This window comes from Streptomyces sp. NPDC015171, from assembly GCF_043079545.1.
GTDB lineage: Bacteria > Actinomycetota > Actinomycetes > Streptomycetales > Streptomycetaceae > Streptomyces.
The window spans coordinates 74617-89885 of the sequence record NZ_JBIBUO010000003.1 but is presented as its reverse complement, the minus strand read 5'-3'; the positions used below and the strand labels follow the sequence as shown (position 1 = coordinate 89885).

Here is a 15269-nt window from a genome sequence, read left to right as displayed (position 1 = left end):
CGTACCCTATGGCCATGGACGACGCGTCGATGGTCGGGCTGATGGGGCGGGTGACGGGAACGGTCGGTCCCGGTCTGGTCGGCGAGGTGATGGTGCGGGTGCGCGGCGGCGCGGAGCACTTCCTCGCGCACCCGGCCGACGGCAGCGCCCGGATCACGACCGGAACGGTGGTGACGGTGGTGGAGTACCTGCCGCCGCGGACCGTCTACGTCATGGCGGTGTACGACAGTTGAGCCCGCTCCGGCCCAGGTGAGAGCGGGATGCGTCAAGATTGCAACAAGGATGCGTCAGTGACTTCACCCGGGTCGCCGATGGGCGCACACTCCCTTCGTTCGGTGCCGAACGGGCACCATGCAAAGGGGGCGTATGCCGATGATGGTCGGCGTCGTTGCGGGGGCGGTCGTCGTTGCCGTTCTCGTCCTGATCGGTCTGTTCAAGTTGATGTGGCGGGTGGCGGAGCCGAACGAGGCGCTCGTCATCTCCGGGTCCAAGCACCGTACCGAGGGCCTTGAGGAGGGTATGGGCTTCCGCATCGTCACCGGGCGCGGCACGCTCGTGCTGCCCGGGGTGCAGGCGGTGCGCAAGCTCTCGCTGGACCTGAACGAGACCGAGCTGCACGTGGACTGTGTGACGCACCAGGGCATTCCGCTGAAGGTGCGGGGCGTGGTCATCTTCAAGGTGGGCGACGACTTCGTGTCGATCGCGAACGCGGCCCGCCGTTTCCTGGACCAGCAGCGGCTGATGGCGGAGCGGGTGCACAACGTCTTCGCCGGTCATCTGCGGTCCATCGTGGGCGGGTTGACGGTCGAGGACATGATCCGCGACCGGGAGAAGCTGACCGGGCAGACCCGGGCGGCCTGCGGTACGGAGATGGAGAAGCTCGGTCTGATCGTGGACTCGCTGCAGATCCATGAGATCGAGGACCCGACCGGGTACATCCAGAACCTGGCGATGCCGCACGCCGCGGCGGTGCAGCGGGACGCGCGCATCGCCCAGGCGGAGGCGAACCGGCTGGCCACCGAGGCCGAACAGCAGTCGTTCGCGCGGATGGCGGAGGCCACCCGGGACAGCGAGATCCTCCAGGCCGGCTACCAGGCCGAGCGGGACAAGGCGGCGGCCAAGGCCGAGCAGGCCGGTCCGCTCGCGGCTGCCGCGTCCCGGCAGGAGGTCGTCGTCCAGGAGACGCGGGTCGCCGAACTGGAGGCGCACCGGCGTGAGCAGCAGCTCCAGGCGGACGTCCGCAAGCCGGCGGACGCCAGGGCCTACGAGACCCGGACGCTGGCCGAGGCCGAGCGTGACGCGCGGATCTCGGCGGCCCAGGCCAAGGCGAAGGAGACGGAGCTGGCCGCCGCGGCCGAGGCGACCCGGGTGAAGGCCGCGGCGGGAGCCGAGGCCGAGGCGACCAAGACCCGGGGTGCGGCGACCGCCGCCGCCACCCGGGCCACCGGCGAGGCACAGGCCGCCGCCGCGCAGGCGAAGGGTCTGGCCGAGGCCGCCTCGACCCGGGCCCAGGGCCTGGCGGAGGCCGAGGCGATCAAGGCACGTGCCGCGGCCCTCGCGGAGAACCAGGAGGCCGTCGTCGCCCAGCAACTCGCCGAGAAGTGGCCGGAGATCGTCCAGGCCGGGGCGTCCGCCTTCGGCAACGTCGACAACATGGTGCTGCTCAACGGCGCCGACGGCATGGGTGAGATGTTCGCCAAGGCGCTCACCATGGGCGGCACCGGCCTGGGTCTCGCCCGCAAGCTGCTCGCCTCCATGGGCGACAACGAGCATGCCGTGAACGGCGGTTCGCCCACGCTCAACGGAGTGACCCCGCCGCGCCAGCAGGTGGCGGTGGATCAGGAGGGCTGAGCTGGACCGGTCACCGTGCGGCCGGGGTCCCTCTCCGGGGCCCCGGCCGTGCGCGTGCACGAGCCGGCGATCGCGCACGGGCCGGGGGCCGGGTTCGCCGCGGCGGCATGGGCGGGTCCCGGTTCGGCGAGGAGTTCCAGGAGCCGGGCCCGGGGCCGGTAACGGACGCGGTGCGCGGACGAGTTGCACCGGCCACTAGGGTGCCTGCGTGAGCACGACTACCGAAGAGAACGTCCCCGGCCGGTACGGCCCCCATGCCACCACCGAGGCCGACCCGCGCGAGGTCGGCCGGGTGCGCACCGAGTACTCCCCGGCCCACGACGGCGACCCGGACCCCGGGGAGGTCGTGTGGACCTGGGTGCCGTTCGAGGAGAACGACGGCCGGGGCAAGGACCGGCCCGTGCTGGTCGTGGCCCGCGAGGCGGCCGGCACCCTGCTCGCCGTGCAGCTCTCCAGCAAGCGGCACGACGGCGACCGGGAGTGGGTCGCGATCGGCAGCGGGCCCTGGGACCGGTCGGGCCGGGACTCCTGGGTGGCTGTGGACCGGGTGCTGCGGCTGCACGATGCGGGCATGCGCCGGGAGGCGTGCGCACTGGACCGGATGCGGTTCAATCTGGTCCGGCAGCGTCTGCACGAGCGCTACGGCTGGACCTGAGGCACGCGCCGGGACCGGTCTGACCGCTCCCGTGCCGCCCACCGGGCCCGCCTCATGGCCGCCCGCCCGCCGCGCCTCCGGTCAGCCGCGCTTCCCACCTGCCGAGCTTCCCGTCCGCCGCTCTTCAGGCGACGACACGCATCGCCGGGCACGTCGTAGGCGGGACGTCCTAGGCGGGCACGTCCTGCGCGAACGCCCGGACGAACGCCTCCCGCACCGCGGCCTCCGGTGTCCGGTCCAGCACCCCGAACACCACATGCTCGAACGTGCGCGCGAATCGGCCGCCCGGTCCGAGGGCGGCCCGGAAGGCGCCCGCGACCTGCGCGGGCTCGTTGCGGAAGACACCGCAGCCCCAGGCGCCGAGCACCAGCCGCCGGTACCCCTGGGCGGCGGCCGTCTCCAGCACGCGCTCGGCCCGCGCCGCGAGGGCGCCGGGCAGCTCGGCGACCCGCTCCGGCGCCGTACGCCGGATCACGCCCGCGTTGGGGGCGGCGGCCGTCAGGAAGCCCGCGGAGTACGGCTCGGCCAGCAGCCGGCCCCGGTCGTCGCGGAAGACGGGGACGGCCGGGGAGTGAATCACCCGGTCGGAGTAGAACGGGTCCCGGTCGGCGCGGTGGTGGTCGTAGAAGGCGCGGGCCGTCAGCAGGCAGGTGTGCAGGGCGGAGCCGCGGCACAGGGCCTCTTCCTGGGCCTGCGCGCCGTTGAGGTAGCCGCCGCCCGGGTTCCGGGCCGAGGCGAAGTTCAGGACCGCGACGGGGGCGCCGGCCAGCCGCCGGGCCGCCTCCAGGCTGCTCTCGCCGGTGACCTCGAAGACCGTGTCGGCCTCCCGCGCCGATGCCGCCGGCACCGGTGCGGGACCGAACATCCGGGTCCCCGCCCGTGCGGCCTCGATCGCCTCCGCGAGCGGCACTTCCCGGCCGTCCGGCGCCCGGTACCGGCCCGCGGCCACGATCCGCTCCGTCTCCGTGGCGATTCCGCGCAGGCGCGCGCTCATGGCGCCACCCCCGTGGACGCCATGACCGCGGCCCGCGCGGTCTCCCCCGTCGTGCTCATGCACGCATCCTGGGTGATGCTGGGAGGCGGTGCAACGGAGTTTCGCGCGCCCGTGACGGCCTGGAGACACCCCGCAACGGCCCCGAGGCACCTGGAACGGCCCGGAGACCGGACCCGGAGACGTACGGGTGCGGAAACACACACAGAAACGGAAGTGACGCATCCGGGACGGCCGGGTGGGCACTCTTGTGCGAAAGGACCGGAGGGTCTTGGGTGGGACGGGTGCCCGCCCGGCCCACGTTCCGGGCCGGTGGCACGGTGGAACCTCAGGAGGACCCCGACATGTCCGATACACAGAGCGACGGCGGCGACTGTACCCAGCACCGCACCGCCGTCACCGAAGCCGAGGTGGAGGCCCTGGTCCGGGGCATCTGCTTCAAGACCGGGCCGCCGCGCACCATCGGCGTCGAGCTGGAGTGGCTCGTCCACTCGCTGGAGCTGCCCCAGCTCCCGGTCACCCCCGAACGACTGGAAGCGGCCTACGCGGCGTTGCGGGCCGTGTCCCTGGGCTCGGCGCTCACCGTCGAGCCCGGCGGTCAGCTGGAGCTGAGTTCTCCGCCCGCCCCCTCCCTCACGGAGTGCGTCGACACCGTCTCCGCCGACCTGGACACCGTCCGGGCCGTGCTCGCCGAGGACGGTCTCGGCCTCGCCGGCATCGGCCACGACCCCTGGCACGCGCCCCGCAGATTCCTGCACGAGCCGCGGTACGACGCCATGGAGGCCTGCCTGGACCGCAACGGTCCGGCCGGCCGTCACATGATGTGCACCTCGGCCTCCGTCCAGGTCTGCGTGGACGCCGGCCACGAGGAGTCCGGCCCGCTGGGCCACACCCGGCGCTGGTGGCTCGCCCACCACCTGGGCGCGGTCCTGGTCGCCGCGTTCGCCAACTCGCCGCTGCTCGGCCGGCGGCCCACGGGCTGGCAGTCCACCCGCCAGCTGATGTGGATGGAGATCGGGGCCGGCCGCGCCGGCGCTCCCCCGCTGAACGGCACACCACGCGCCGCCTGGGCGCGGCATGTGCTGGACTCCCCGGTGATGTGCGTCCGCCAGGACAGCGGCCCCTGGGACGTGCCCCGGGGGCTCACCTTCCGGGAGTGGACCCGCTCCCGCTCGCCCCGGCCGCCCACCCGGGCGGACCTCGACTACCACCTCACCACCCTGTTTCCGCCGGTCCGGCCGCGTGGCCACATGGAGCTGCGGATGATCGACGCACAGCCGGGCGAGGACGGCTGGATCGTGCCGCTCGCGGTGACGGCCGCCCTGTTCGACGACCCGGAGGCGACCGAGGCCGCCTACCGGATCGTGAAACCCCTCGCCGAACGGGCGCTGAACCGGCCCGCCCCGCACAACCCGCTCTGGACCGACGCGGCCCGGCACGGGCTCGCCGACCCGGAGCTGCGCGAGGCCGCCGACGGCTGTTTCGCCGCCGCCCTCGCGGCGCTGCCCCGGCTCGGCGCCACCGGCAGGGTCCACGACGCCGTGGCGGCGTACCGGGACCGCTATGTCGCCCGGGGCCGTGTCCCGGCCGACGATCTGCTGGACCGGCTGCCCGCGCTGGATCCGCCCAGGTCCAGGACCGGCCCGTCCGGGGGCACCCCCACCACGCACGGGAGGAAGGACATCCGCACATGACCGCCCCCGAGACCGACACCGACACCTACGCCGGGACCGGGTCCCGGAGCGAGACGGACACCGAGGCGCTGCGGGACCGCGCACTGGCCTGCCTCGTCGACGCCCGGGACCGCACCACCCTGCTGACCAGCTGCGTCGACGAACCGGATCTCACCGCCCAGCACTCCCCGCTGATGTCCCCGCTGGTCTGGGACCTCGCGCACATCGGCAACCAGGAGGAGCAGTGGCTGCTGCGGGCGGTGGGCGGCCGGGAGCCGATGCGGCCCGAGATCGACACCCTGTACGACGCCTTCGAGCACCCGCGGGCCGCGCGCCCGTCGCTGCCGCTGCTGCCGCCCGCCGAGGCGCGGCAGTACGCGGCCGAGGTGCGCGGCCGGGCGCTGGACCTGCTGGCGTCGGCGGACTTCGACGGCACCCGGCTGACGGAGGCGGGCTTCGCCTTCGGCATGATCGCGCAGCACGAACAGCAGCACGACGAGACCATGCTGATCACCCATCAGCTCAGGAAGGGCCCGCGCGCCCTGAGCGCCCCGGACCCGGCACCGGCCGCGCCGTACACCGGCCCGGCCGAAGTCCTGGTCCCCGGCGGCCCGTTCACCATGGGCACCTCGGACGAGCCCTGGGCGCTGGACAACGAACGCCCGGCGCACCCGCGGGAGGTGGCACCCTTCTGGATCGACACCACCCCGGTGACGAACGCGGCGTACCAGGCGTTCGTCGAGGACGGCGGCTACGACACCGAGCGCTGGTGGGCGCCGGACGGCTGGGCGCACGTCCGGCAGCACTCCATCGAGGCCCCGCTGTTCTGGCGGCGGGACGGCGGCCAGTGGCTCAGGCGCCGGTTCGGCGTCACGGAACCGGTCCCGCCCGACGAGCCGGTGCTGCACGTGTGCTGGTACGAGGCGGACGCCTACGCCCGCTGGGCCGGGCGGCGGCTGCCCACCGAGACGGAGTGGGAGAAGGCGGCCCGCTTCGACCCGGCCACCGGCCGCTCGCGGCGCTACCCCTGGGGTGACGCCGACCCGGCGCCCGAGCACGCCAACCTGGGCCAGCGGCACCTCGGGCCCGCCCCCGCCGGCAGCTACCCGGCCGGCGCGTCACCACTCGGCGTACGGCAGCTGATCGGCGACGTGTGGGAGTGGACGGCGAGCGACTTCCTGCCGTACCCGGGCTTCGCGGCGTTCCCGTACAAGGAGTACTCGGAGGTGTTCTTCGGGCCCGAGCACAAGGTGCTGCGCGGCGGTTCGTTCGCCGTGGGCCCGGTCGCCTGCCGGGGCACCTTCCGCAACTGGGACTACCCGGTCCGCCGGCAGATCTTCTCCGGGTTCCGCACCGCCCGCTCGGAGGCCGTCTGATGTGCCGCCACCTGGCCTATCTGGGCCCCGATGAGCCGCTCGGCCGGTTCCTCGTGGAGCCCCCGCACAGTCTGTTCCGCCAGTCCTGGGCGCCGCGGCGGCAGCGGTACGGGACGGTCAACGCGGACGGTTTCGGTGTCGGCTGGTACGCGCCGGATGACCCGGTGCCGGCCCGCTACCGGCGGGCCGGGCCGATCTGGGCGGATCTGTCCTTCGCCGACCTGGCCCGGGTGGTGCGCTCCGGCGCCGTGCTCGCGGCCGTCAGGGACGCGACCTTCGCGGGGGCGGACGCCGAGGCCGCGGCGGCGCCGTTCGCCGCCGGGCGGTGGCTGTTCAGCCACAACGGCGCCGTCGCGGGCTGGCCGGACGCGGCGGCACCCCTGGTGTCCGCGCTGCCCCCGGTCGACCTGCTGTCGCTCCAGGCCCGCAACGACTCGGCGTTCCTGTGGGCGCTGGTCCTGCACCGGCTGCGCGGCGGCGAGGATCTCGGCCCGGCCCTGGGCGAAACGGTTCGCCTCATGGGCGGGGCCGCCCCCGCCTCCCGTCTGAACCTGCTGCTGACCGACGGGGCCACGATCGCCGCCACCACCTGGGGCGATTCCCTCTGGTACCGCACGGAGCCCGGCCGCGGCACGGTCGTCGCCTCCGAGCCCTACGACGACGACCCCCGCTGGCAGGAGGTCCCCGACCGCACCGTACTCACCGCGAGCCGCGCCGGCGTGCTGCTCGCCCCGCTGGAGGATCCGGTGCTCTCCCCCACACTCGGCTCCGCTCGAGCGGAAGCGTCCCCATCACCGAAGGAGCCCTGCCGTTGAGCCCCCTGCACGTCACCCGCACACTCCCCGAGGACGCGACGGAGGCCGCGCTGCGCGCCGACGTCCTGAGCGGCCTCACCGCCACCCCCAAGTGGCTGCCCCCCAAGTGGTTCTACGACGCTCGCGGCAGCGAGCTGTTCGAGCAGATCACGGAGCTGCCCGAGTACTACCCCACCCGCGCGGAACGCGAGATCCTCGCCACCCGGGCCGGTGAGATCGCCGCGGCGAGCGGCGCCCGTACCCTGGTCGAACTGGGCTCGGGCTCCTCGGAGAAGACCCGCTATCTGCTCCAGGCGCTCACCTCGCTGGCCGCCTATGTCCCGGTCGACGTCAGCGAGAGCGCCCTCACCCAGGCAGGCCGTGCTCTGATCGAGGAGCGCCCGGAACTCGACGTCCACGCGCTGATCGCCGACTTCACCACCCCGCTGGCCCTGCCCGCCACCCCCGGGCCCCGGCTGGTGGCCTTCCTCGGCGGCACGATCGGCAACCTGCTGCCCGCCGAGCGCGCGGCCTTCCTCGCCGTCGTACGCGCGCTGCTCGCCCCCGGTGACGGGCTGCTGCTCGGCACGGACCTGGTCAAGGACGAGCGGGTGCTGGTCCGGGCGTACGACGACGCGGCCGAGGTGACGGCCGCGTTCAACAAGAACGTGCTGGCCGTCGTCGACCGTGAGCTGGGCGCCGACTTCGATCCGGACGCGTTCGACCACGTGGCCCTGTGGAACACCGAGCGGGAGTGGATCGAGATGCGGTTGCGCTCCCGTACCGCCCAGACCGTTAAGGTGCCCGCGCTGGACCTCGCCGTGCACTTCGCGGCGGGCGAGGAGCTGCGCACCGAGGTGTCGGCCAAGTTCCGGAAGGAGGGCGTGACCGCCGAACTGGCCGCTGCCGGCCTGGACCTGACCCACTGGTGGACCGACGCGCAGGACCGCTTCGCGCTGTCGCTGAGCGTGGCCCGGTGAGCCGGAAGCGGTGAGCCGGAAGCGGTCGACCGGGAGCGGTCGACCGGCCGGCGGGGATCCGGACGCGGTGGCTCAGCCCACGTTCGGGGCGAGCGCCTCGGTGATCTTCCGTGAGGCGCGGCGGGCCTCGACCGCGGGGTCCGCGCCGCCCAGCACCCGGGTCATGTACTCCTTGATCAGGTTGTCGGCCTCGACGTCGGCCCACTGAGGGCTGTGGGGGGTCGCCCGGCCGTGCGCCGCTCCCGCGGCCATGGCGGCGACCCCCTCCTCGCTCGCGACCGCGCCGGCCAGCGTCGTCTTGTTGGGCACGTAGTTCATGGTGCGGGCGAGTTCGGTGTCCCACTTGGCGCCGGTGAGCGCGGCGACGACGGCGGTCGCGGAGAACTGGTCGTCGGTGTTCTGCGGGATGACGAGGTCGGAGCCGCCGGTAAAGACGGTGCCGGGCCGTTCGGCCGTCCGGCCGGGCACGGGGAAGTAGCCGAGCTCGTCCTTCAGGTCAGGGTTCTGCCGGACGATCGACTGGGCGAGCCCGGGTACGGCGACGATCTGCGCGACCTTGCCGCCGGCGAACACCCCGGCCTGCGGCGGGTGTTCCTCGTCCGCGTCCGCCGGCCCCTCGCCCAGCGCCTGGAGCCGCCGGTAGAAGTCCATGCCGCGCAGCGCGGCCGGGCTGTCGAGGGCGCCCCGCCACTCGTAGTCCTTCTCCTCGGCGAGGTCGCCGCCCTCGTCCCAGATGAAGCCGGAGAGCGTGTACCAGTCCTGTCCGGCGAGGTAGATGCCCTGGTTGCCGCCGGAGTTCAGCCGCTCGGTGTCGGCGAGCCACGCCTCGCGGGTCTTCGGCGGGCTGCTGATGCCGGCCTGCTCGAACAGGTCCTTGCGGTAGATGACGACGCGGTTGGCCGCGTACCAGGGGATGCCGTACTGCTTGTTGCCGTCCTTGCCGGGCTGGGCGAGGCCGGGCAGCCACTTCTCCTTGCCCCAGTCCCGCATCGACTCCAGGGTGAGGTCCGCGAGCCGGCCGCCGTCGGCGTACAGCGGCACCTGGGTGTTGCCGACCTCGATGACGTCCGGGCCGCTTCCGGAGCCCGCCTTGAGCGCGGTGCGGACCTTCTCGACGATGCCGGTCCACTCCTGGATGCGGATGTCGAGGCGCAGGTCCTTGTGGGTGCGCTCGAAGTCCTCGGTGAAGCGCTGCAGGAACTCCTTGGAGGCGCTGTCCTTCATCAGCCACACGGTGACGGTCTTCGGCTCGTCGTCGCCGGGGAGCAGCCCGCAGGCGCTGACGAGGGAGCCGGTGACACAGATGAGGGCGAGCAGACGACGTCTCACGAGGGGTCCTGTTCTGTCTGGCAAGGGAGCTGGGACAGGGGTGGGAGACCCGACGTGGGGGGACGAGCGCACTTGGCTCGTACGGGTGTGCTGGATTTTGGTATGGACCAATGCATAGGTCAAGCGCCGCGGGCGGCGGGCGGACGACGCCGTGCGGACGGAGCGCGGATACGGCACGGTGGAGTTCGGCGCGACACGAGAGGAGCACCCGCATGTCGAACCACACCTACCGGGTCACCGAGATCGTCGGCACCTCGCAGGAGGGCATCGACCAGGCCATCCGCAACGGCATCGCCCGTGCCGACCAGACCCTGCGCAACCTGGACTGGTTCGAGGTGACCCAGGTCCGCGGCCAGATCGAGGACGGCCGCGTCGAGCACTACCAGGTGTGCCTGAAGGTCGGCTTCCGCCTGGAGGAGGGCACCTGAGCCGCCCCGGCCCGCGGACCGGCCTCGCCGGCGCCAGCCCCGTCGGCGCCGGGCTTGCCGGCTTCGGACCCGTCGGCCTCGGACCCGTCGGCGTCAGGTGCGCCCTTCCCGCTCCTGCGCCTCTTCCAGCGCCGTCGACTTCGCGGCCCAGCGGGCGCGTACGACGGTGAACCCGGCGCGCTCCGCGTCGTCGCACACCAGCTCGTCGTCGTCCACGAGCACCCGGATCTCACGGTTCCGGGCGAGCCGGCGCAGGATCTCCAGCTTGGTGAACCGCGCCGGCCTGCGGTCGGCGTTGCCCCGCATGTGCACCCGGCCCTCGGGCAGCCCCTGGGCCGCGAGCCACGCCAGGGTGTCCCGGCGGCACCGCTCGGGACGGCCGGTGAGATAGACGATCTCGCACGCGCCGGCGGACTCCACCGCCAGCGCCACGCCCTCGGCGAGCGGCGGGTCCTGGGGCGCGGCGGCGAAGAAGGAGGCCCAGTCGCGCGGCCTGCCCTCCAGGAAGTGCTGGCGGTGGGCGGTGTCGGCAAGCGTGTTGTCGAGGTCGAACACGGCGAGCGGACGCTTGCTGCTGTCGGTCACCCGGCCACCCTATCCAGGCCGCGGCCCCCTCTCCCCTAATTGCTAATGGGATCCATTTTCATATAGCGTCCTCGGTGCCCGTCCCCCGACACCGAGGAGGAACCCATGGCAGTCCCCAAGCGGAAGCTGTCCCGCAGCAACACCCGTCACCGCCGCGCCCGGTGGAAGGCCGCGACGCCGTCCCTGGTCCCCGTGACGGTCGACGGCGTCCGGCATCTCGTACCGCAGCACCTGGTCAGGGCCTACGAGCGCGGGCTGCTGCGTCCGGAGGGCTGAGCGGAGCGGACGCGACGGACGGCCGGGAAGGCCCGGGAACCCGCCGTCACCGGGCAGGCGTCGCGCCCCACCGGCCCACGACCCGCTCCCGACCGGGCGACCCTGCGGGGCGGAAGCGGCGGCACGGTCCGTGCCCGCGCGCCGACCGGTCGTGACGGCGGGAATCCCGGGACCGCGAGGGCGTTGAACCCTGCGTGAGCAGCTCAGTGATCAGCCGGACCCGGTTCTCCGTCCTCGACCGCTCCCGCACCCGCGAGGGCCACCCTCCCGCCGCGGCGCTGCGCGACACCGTCGCGCTGGCCCGGGAGGCGGAGGCGCTCGGCTACCACCGGTTCTGGGTGTCCGAGCACCACGGCGTGCCCGGGGTCGCCGGCTCCGCACCGACCGTGCTCGCCGCCGCCGTCGCGGGGGCCACCCGCACCATCCGGGTCGGCACCGGCGGCGTCATGCTGCCCAACCACCGGCCGCTGGTCGTGGCCGAGCAGTTCGGGGTGCTGGAGGCGCTGTTCCCGGGGCGGATCGACATGGGACTCGGCCGCTCGGTGGGCTTCACGGACGGGGTGCGCAGGGCACTCGGCCGGGACAAGGACGACGCCGACGACTTCGCGGCGCACCTCGGCGAGCTGCTGGACTGGTTCACGGTGGGCTCCCCGGCCGGGGTGCACGCCCGGCCCTCGGAGGGCCTCACGGTGCCGCCGTTCGTGCTGGCCATGGGCGAGGGCGCGCGGACCGCGGCCCGCGCCGGTCTGCCCATGGTCATCGGAGATCTGCGCGGCCGGGACAAGATGCTCCGCGGCATCGACGAGTACCGCTCCCTGTTCCGGCCCTCCCGCTGGGCCGCCGAGCCGTACGTCGTGATCTCCGGCACGATCGCGGTCGCCGGCAGCGCGGCCGATGCCCGGCGGCTGCTGGTGCCCGAGGCCTGGTCGATGGCGTACTCCCGCACCCACGGCACGTTCCCGCCGCTCGCCCCCGCCGAGGCCGTCGAGGCCCGCACGATGACCGCGCGGGAGCGGGACCTTTACGCCGCCGGGCTCGCCGGGCACATCGCCGGCACCGAGGACGAGGTCGCCCACGAGCTGGAGACGGTGCTGAAGGAGACGGGGGCCGCCGAGGTGCTCGTCACCACCAGCACCTACGACCGCGCGGCCCTGCTGGATTCCCACCGGCGGCTCGCCGCGCTCTTCGGGCCCGGCCGGTGACCTGTTCAAGATGCGGACCGGGCCCCGGCCGGTGACCCTGGGAGGGCGAAACCTCAAGCGACGAGGAGGGCTGCCATGTCCTTCATGGACAAGATCAAGGGCATGCTCAAGGGCCATGAGGACATGGCCGACAAGGGCGGCGACTACATCGACCAGCGCACGGGGAACAAGTACAGGTCGCAGGTCGACACCGGCCAGGACAAGCTGAGGGACGAGTTCGGCACCCGGCAGGACCGGGACAACCCGCCCCAGCCGTAGCACTTGGGGGCGATTAGAGTTTCCCCCCGATGCACAGCACCCATGACCCCTGCGTCCGCGTACGCGGCGCCCGCGAGCACAACCTCAAAGGCGTCGACGTGGACATCCCCCGGGACGTCCTCGCGGTGTTCACCGGCGTCTCCGGCTCGGGCAAGTCGTCCCTGGCGTTCGGCACGGTCTACGCCGAGGCGCAGCGGCGCTACTTCGAGTCGGTCGCCCCGTACGCGCGCAGGCTGATCCACCAAGTGGGGGCGCCCAAGGTCGGTGAGATCACCGGCCTGCCGCCCGCCGTCTCGCTGCAGCAGCGCCGCTCGTCCCCCACCTCGCGCTCCTCCGTGGGCACGGTCACCAACCTGTCCAACTCGCTGCGCATGCTGTTCTCGCGCGCCGGCACCTACCCGCCGGGCGCCGAGCGGCTCGACTCCGACGCGTTCTCGCCGAACACGGCGGCCGGCGCCTGCCCGGAGTGCCACGGCCTCGGACAGGTGCACGAGACCACCGAGGAACTGCTGGTCCCGGACCCCGCGCTGTCCGTCCGCGAGGGTGCGATCGCGGCCTGGCCCGGCGCCTGGCAGGGCAAGAACCTGCGGGACATCCTGGACGCGCTCGGGTACGACGTGGACCGGCCCTGGCGCGAGCTGCCCGCCGAGCAGCGCGCGTGGATCCTGTTCACCGACGAGCAGCCCGTCGTCACCGTGCACCCCGTCCGGGACGCCGACCGCATCCAACGGCCGTACCAGGGCACGTACATGAGTGCCCGCCGGTACGTCCTGAAGACGTTCTCGGACACCAAGTCGCCGACCCTGCGGGCGAAGGCGGAGCGGTTCCTGACCAGCGCGCCCTGCCCGGTCTGCGGGGGCAGCCGGCTGCGGCCCGAGGCGCTCGCGGTGACCTTCGGCGGCCGGACCATCGCCGAACTGGCCGCGCTGGCGCTGACCGACCTCCCGGAACTGCTCCACGGCGACTCCGAGACCGCCCGGGTGCTCACCGCCGATCTGAAGTCCCGGATCGCGCCGGTGGTCGAACTCGGCCTCGGCTACCTCAGCCTGGACCGGGCCACGCCCACCCTGTCGGCCGGCGAGCTGCAACGGCTGCGGCTGGCCACCCAGTTGCGCTCCGGACTGTTCGGCGTGGTGTACGTGCTGGACGAGCCGTCCGCCGGACTGCACCCGGCCGACACCGAGGCGCTGCTGACCGTACTGGACCGGCTGAAGGCCGCGGGCAACTCGGTGTTCGTCGTGGAGCATCACCTGGAGGTGGTGCGCGGCGCCGACTGGCTGGTGGACGTGGGGCCGGGCGCGGGCGAGCACGGCGGACGGGTGCTGTACAGCGGGCCGGTGGCGGAGCTGGCCTCGGTCGAGGAGTCGGCGACGGCCGCGTTCCTCTTCGACGAGTCGCCAGGACCCGCACGTGCCGTCCGGGAGCCGCGCGGCTGGCTGACCGTCGGTCCGGTGAGCCGGCACAATCTGCGCGAGGTGACGGCCGGGTTCCCGCTCGGCGCGTTCACCGCGGTCACCGGGGTCTCCGGCTCCGGGAAGTCCACGCTCATCGGCGCGTTGACCGAGGAGGTACCGGGCGTCGGACGCCTGGTCCGGGTCGACCAGAAGCCCATCGGGCGCACCCCGCGCTCCAACCTGGCCACCTACACCGGCCTGTTCGACGTCGTGCGGAAGGTGTTCGCCGACACCGAGGACGCGAGGGCGCGCGGGTACGGCGTCGGCCGGTTCTCCTTCAACGTGGCCGGCGGGCGCTGCGAGACCTGTCAGGGCGAGGGGTTCGTCAGTGTGGAGCTGCTGTTCCTGCCGAGCACCTACGCGCCCTGCCCGGACTGCGGGGGCGCCCGCTACAACCCCGAGACGCTCCGGGTGACGTACCGCGGACGGAACATCTCCGACGTGCTGGACCTGACCGTGGAGGCCGCCGCCGGGTTCTTCGCGGACTCCCCGGCCGCCGTCCGCAGCCTCGACGCGCTGCTCGACGTGGGCCTCGGCTATCTGCGGCTCGGGCAGCCCGCGACCGAACTGTCCGGCGGGGAGGCGCAGCGCATCAAGCTGGCGAGCGAACTCCAGCGCGGGCGGCGGGGCCACACCCTGTACCTGCTGGACGAGCCGACCACCGGACTGCACCCGGCCGATGTCGAGGTGCTGATGGAGCGGCTGCACGGCCTGGTGGACGCCGGGCACACGGTCGTCGTGGTCGAGCACGACATGACGGTGGTCGCCGGCGCCGACTGGGTGATCGACCTGGGTCCGGGCGGCGGCGACCGGGGCGGCCGGATCGTGGCGGCCGGACCGCCGGAGCGGGTGGCACGGGCCGAGGGCAGCGCCACGGCGCCGTATCTGGCGCGTGTCATGCCCTGAGCGCCGCCCGGCATCCCGTGCACAAGGCATCGATGTGGTAACCGAGTTGTGCATTATCGGCGGCCCCCGCGGCCCGGCCGCCGATAATGCGACCGTGGCTACTTCCTCCGCGTCGCCCGACTTCGCGCTCTCGGACGGCACACCGGTCCGGTTCCTGCTCACACCCGGCACGGGCGCCCGCACCGGCCCGGCTCCGGCCCCGCCGGACGACGACCTGCCGGAGGGCATGGGCCGGGCCGTACCGGTCGGCGCGGGCGGCCGGGCCGTCGCCGCCTTCGCTGCCGAGGCGCTGCGCGGCGCCCTGCGGCCGATCGGTCCGCTGCTGGAGGAGGTGCACCGCGCCGCCACCGCGGTGCCCGATCCGCCCACCGAGCTGACCGTGGCCTTCGGTGTACAGGTCGGCCAGGACCTCAAGTTCGGGATCGTCGGCGCGGCCGGGCAGGCGCATCTCACCGTCACCGCCAGCTGGAAGCCGGCCCCGGACACCGGCGCGACCTCCCCGGCGGTGTGA

General features: G+C 73.6%; 16 protein-coding genes. 13 read left to right on the top strand and 3 right to left on the bottom strand.

The features are described from left to right. Positions 1–8 precede the first annotated feature (8 nt). The 3 genes from ACF073_RS08770 (at position 9) to ACF073_RS08760 (ending at position 2506) form a co-directional block, all read left to right on the top strand. A complete protein-coding gene (locus tag ACF073_RS08770) occupies positions 9–233 on the top strand; it encodes a hypothetical protein (RefSeq protein ID WP_392067815.1) in 225 nt (74 codons plus the stop codon). A gap of 133 nt (positions 234–366) precedes the next feature. Further along, a complete protein-coding gene (locus ACF073_RS08765) occupies positions 367–1851 on the top strand; it encodes an SPFH domain-containing protein (RefSeq protein WP_392067814.1) in 1485 nt (494 codons plus the stop codon). Between the two features lie 208 nt (positions 1852–2059). After that, the gene (locus ACF073_RS08760) at positions 2060–2506 is read left to right on the top strand and encodes a type II toxin-antitoxin system PemK/MazF family toxin (protein WP_392067813.1); all 447 of its coding nucleotides are present in this window, start codon (positions 2060–2062) and stop codon (positions 2504–2506) included. Positions 2507–2675: 169 nt separating this feature from the next. Here the strand turns inward: ACF073_RS08760 and ACF073_RS08755 are convergent, their stop codons facing one another. After that, positions 2676–3500, bottom strand: a complete 825-nt coding sequence (locus ACF073_RS08755) for a TIGR02452 family protein (RefSeq protein WP_392067812.1) — start codon at positions 3498–3500, stop codon at positions 2676–2678. A gap of 341 nt (positions 3501–3841) precedes the next feature. Between ACF073_RS08755 and egtA the strand changes: the two genes are divergently transcribed. From egtA to egtD, 4 genes are read left to right on the top strand one after another with little or no spacing between them, the layout of a single operon-like run. After that, positions 3842–5191: an ergothioneine biosynthesis glutamate--cysteine ligase EgtA gene (egtA, locus tag ACF073_RS08750; protein WP_392067811.1), complete on the top strand. Its 1350-nt coding sequence runs from the start codon at positions 3842–3844 to the stop codon at positions 5189–5191. Continuing rightward, entirely contained in the window at positions 5188–6546 is a 1359-nt protein-coding gene (gene egtB / locus ACF073_RS08745) for an ergothioneine biosynthesis protein EgtB (RefSeq protein ID WP_392067810.1), read from the top strand. The genes egtA and egtB overlap by 4 nt, the downstream gene beginning before the upstream one ends. Further along, positions 6546–7361, top strand: a complete 816-nt coding sequence (gene egtC, locus ACF073_RS08740) for an ergothioneine biosynthesis protein EgtC (RefSeq protein WP_392067809.1) — start codon at positions 6546–6548, stop codon at positions 7359–7361. Before egtB ends, egtC begins: the two co-directional genes overlap by 1 nt. Continuing rightward, the gene (egtD, locus tag ACF073_RS08735; protein ID WP_392067808.1) at positions 7358–8320 is read left to right on the top strand and encodes an L-histidine N(alpha)-methyltransferase; all 963 of its coding nucleotides are present in this window, start codon (positions 7358–7360) and stop codon (positions 8318–8320) included. Before egtC ends, egtD begins: the two co-directional genes overlap by 4 nt. A gap of 72 nt (positions 8321–8392) precedes the next feature. Here egtD and ACF073_RS08730 read toward each other — a convergent pair whose 3' ends face one another. Then, the gene (locus ACF073_RS08730) at positions 8393–9649 is read right to left on the bottom strand and encodes an extracellular solute-binding protein (protein ID WP_392067807.1); all 1257 of its coding nucleotides are present in this window, start codon (positions 9647–9649) and stop codon (positions 8393–8395) included. 212 nt (positions 9650–9861) lie between these two features. Between ACF073_RS08730 and ACF073_RS08725 the strand changes: the two genes are divergently transcribed. Further along, positions 9862–10077, top strand: a complete 216-nt coding sequence (locus ACF073_RS08725) for a dodecin (RefSeq protein WP_392067806.1) — start codon at positions 9862–9864, stop codon at positions 10075–10077. A 93-nt stretch (positions 10078–10170) separates the two neighbouring features. On the opposite strand, the gene ACF073_RS08720 is transcribed toward ACF073_RS08725, so the two are convergent. Then, entirely contained in the window at positions 10171–10662 is a 492-nt protein-coding gene (locus ACF073_RS08720; RefSeq protein WP_392067805.1) for a hypothetical protein, read from the bottom strand. A gap of 105 nt (positions 10663–10767) precedes the next feature. Between ACF073_RS08720 and rpmF the strand changes: the two genes are divergently transcribed. From rpmF to ACF073_RS08695, 5 genes are all read left to right on the top strand, one after another. Further along, positions 10768–10938 carry a 50S ribosomal protein L32 gene (gene rpmF, locus ACF073_RS08715; RefSeq protein ID WP_392067804.1) on the top strand — a complete coding sequence of 57 codons (171 nt, stop codon included), beginning with the start codon at positions 10768–10770 and terminating at the stop codon, positions 10936–10938. 194 nt (positions 10939–11132) lie between these two features. Continuing rightward, complete coding sequence (locus ACF073_RS08710; protein ID WP_392067803.1) at positions 11133–12140, top strand: LLM class flavin-dependent oxidoreductase; 1008 nt, start codon at positions 11133–11135, stop codon at positions 12138–12140. Positions 12141–12215: 75 nt separating this feature from the next. Continuing rightward, the gene (locus ACF073_RS08705) at positions 12216–12398 is read left to right on the top strand and encodes an antitoxin (RefSeq protein ID WP_392067801.1); all 183 of its coding nucleotides are present in this window, start codon (positions 12216–12218) and stop codon (positions 12396–12398) included. A 29-nt stretch (positions 12399–12427) separates the two neighbouring features. Then, entirely contained in the window at positions 12428–14758 is a 2331-nt protein-coding gene (locus ACF073_RS08700) for an ATP-binding cassette domain-containing protein (protein ID WP_392067800.1), read from the top strand. Positions 14759–14852: 94 nt separating this feature from the next. Continuing rightward, a complete protein-coding gene (locus tag ACF073_RS08695; protein WP_392067798.1) occupies positions 14853–15269 on the top strand; it encodes a CU044_2847 family protein in 417 nt (138 codons plus the stop codon).

Bases quoted from the DNA above. Each gene is read 5' to 3' on its own strand.
- rpmF (WP_392067804.1), top strand. From the start codon at position 10,768: ATGGCAGTCCCCAAGCGGAAGCTGTCCCGCAGCAACACCCGTCACCGC.
- ACF073_RS08765 (WP_392067814.1), top strand. From the start codon at position 367: ATGCCGATGATGGTCGGCGTCGTTGCGGGGGCGGTCGTCGTTGCCGTT.
- ACF073_RS08725 (WP_392067806.1), top strand. From the start codon at position 9,862: ATGTCGAACCACACCTACCGGGTCACCGAGATCGTCGGCACCTCGCAG.
- ACF073_RS08755 (WP_392067812.1), bottom strand. From the start codon at position 3,500: ATGAGCGCGCGCCTGCGCGGAATCGCCACGGAGACGGAGCGGATCGTG.
- ACF073_RS08705 (WP_392067801.1), top strand. From the start codon at position 12,216: ATGTCCTTCATGGACAAGATCAAGGGCATGCTCAAGGGCCATGAGGAC.
- egtC (WP_392067809.1), top strand. From the start codon at position 6,546: ATGTGCCGCCACCTGGCCTATCTGGGCCCCGATGAGCCGCTCGGCCGG.
- egtB (WP_392067810.1), top strand. From the start codon at position 5,188: ATGACCGCCCCCGAGACCGACACCGACACCTACGCCGGGACCGGGTCC.
- egtA (WP_392067811.1), top strand. From the start codon at position 3,842: ATGTCCGATACACAGAGCGACGGCGGCGACTGTACCCAGCACCGCACC.
- ACF073_RS08700 (WP_392067800.1), top strand. From the start codon at position 12,428: ATGCACAGCACCCATGACCCCTGCGTCCGCGTACGCGGCGCCCGCGAG.
- ACF073_RS08770 (WP_392067815.1), top strand. From the start codon at position 9: ATGGCCATGGACGACGCGTCGATGGTCGGGCTGATGGGGCGGGTGACG.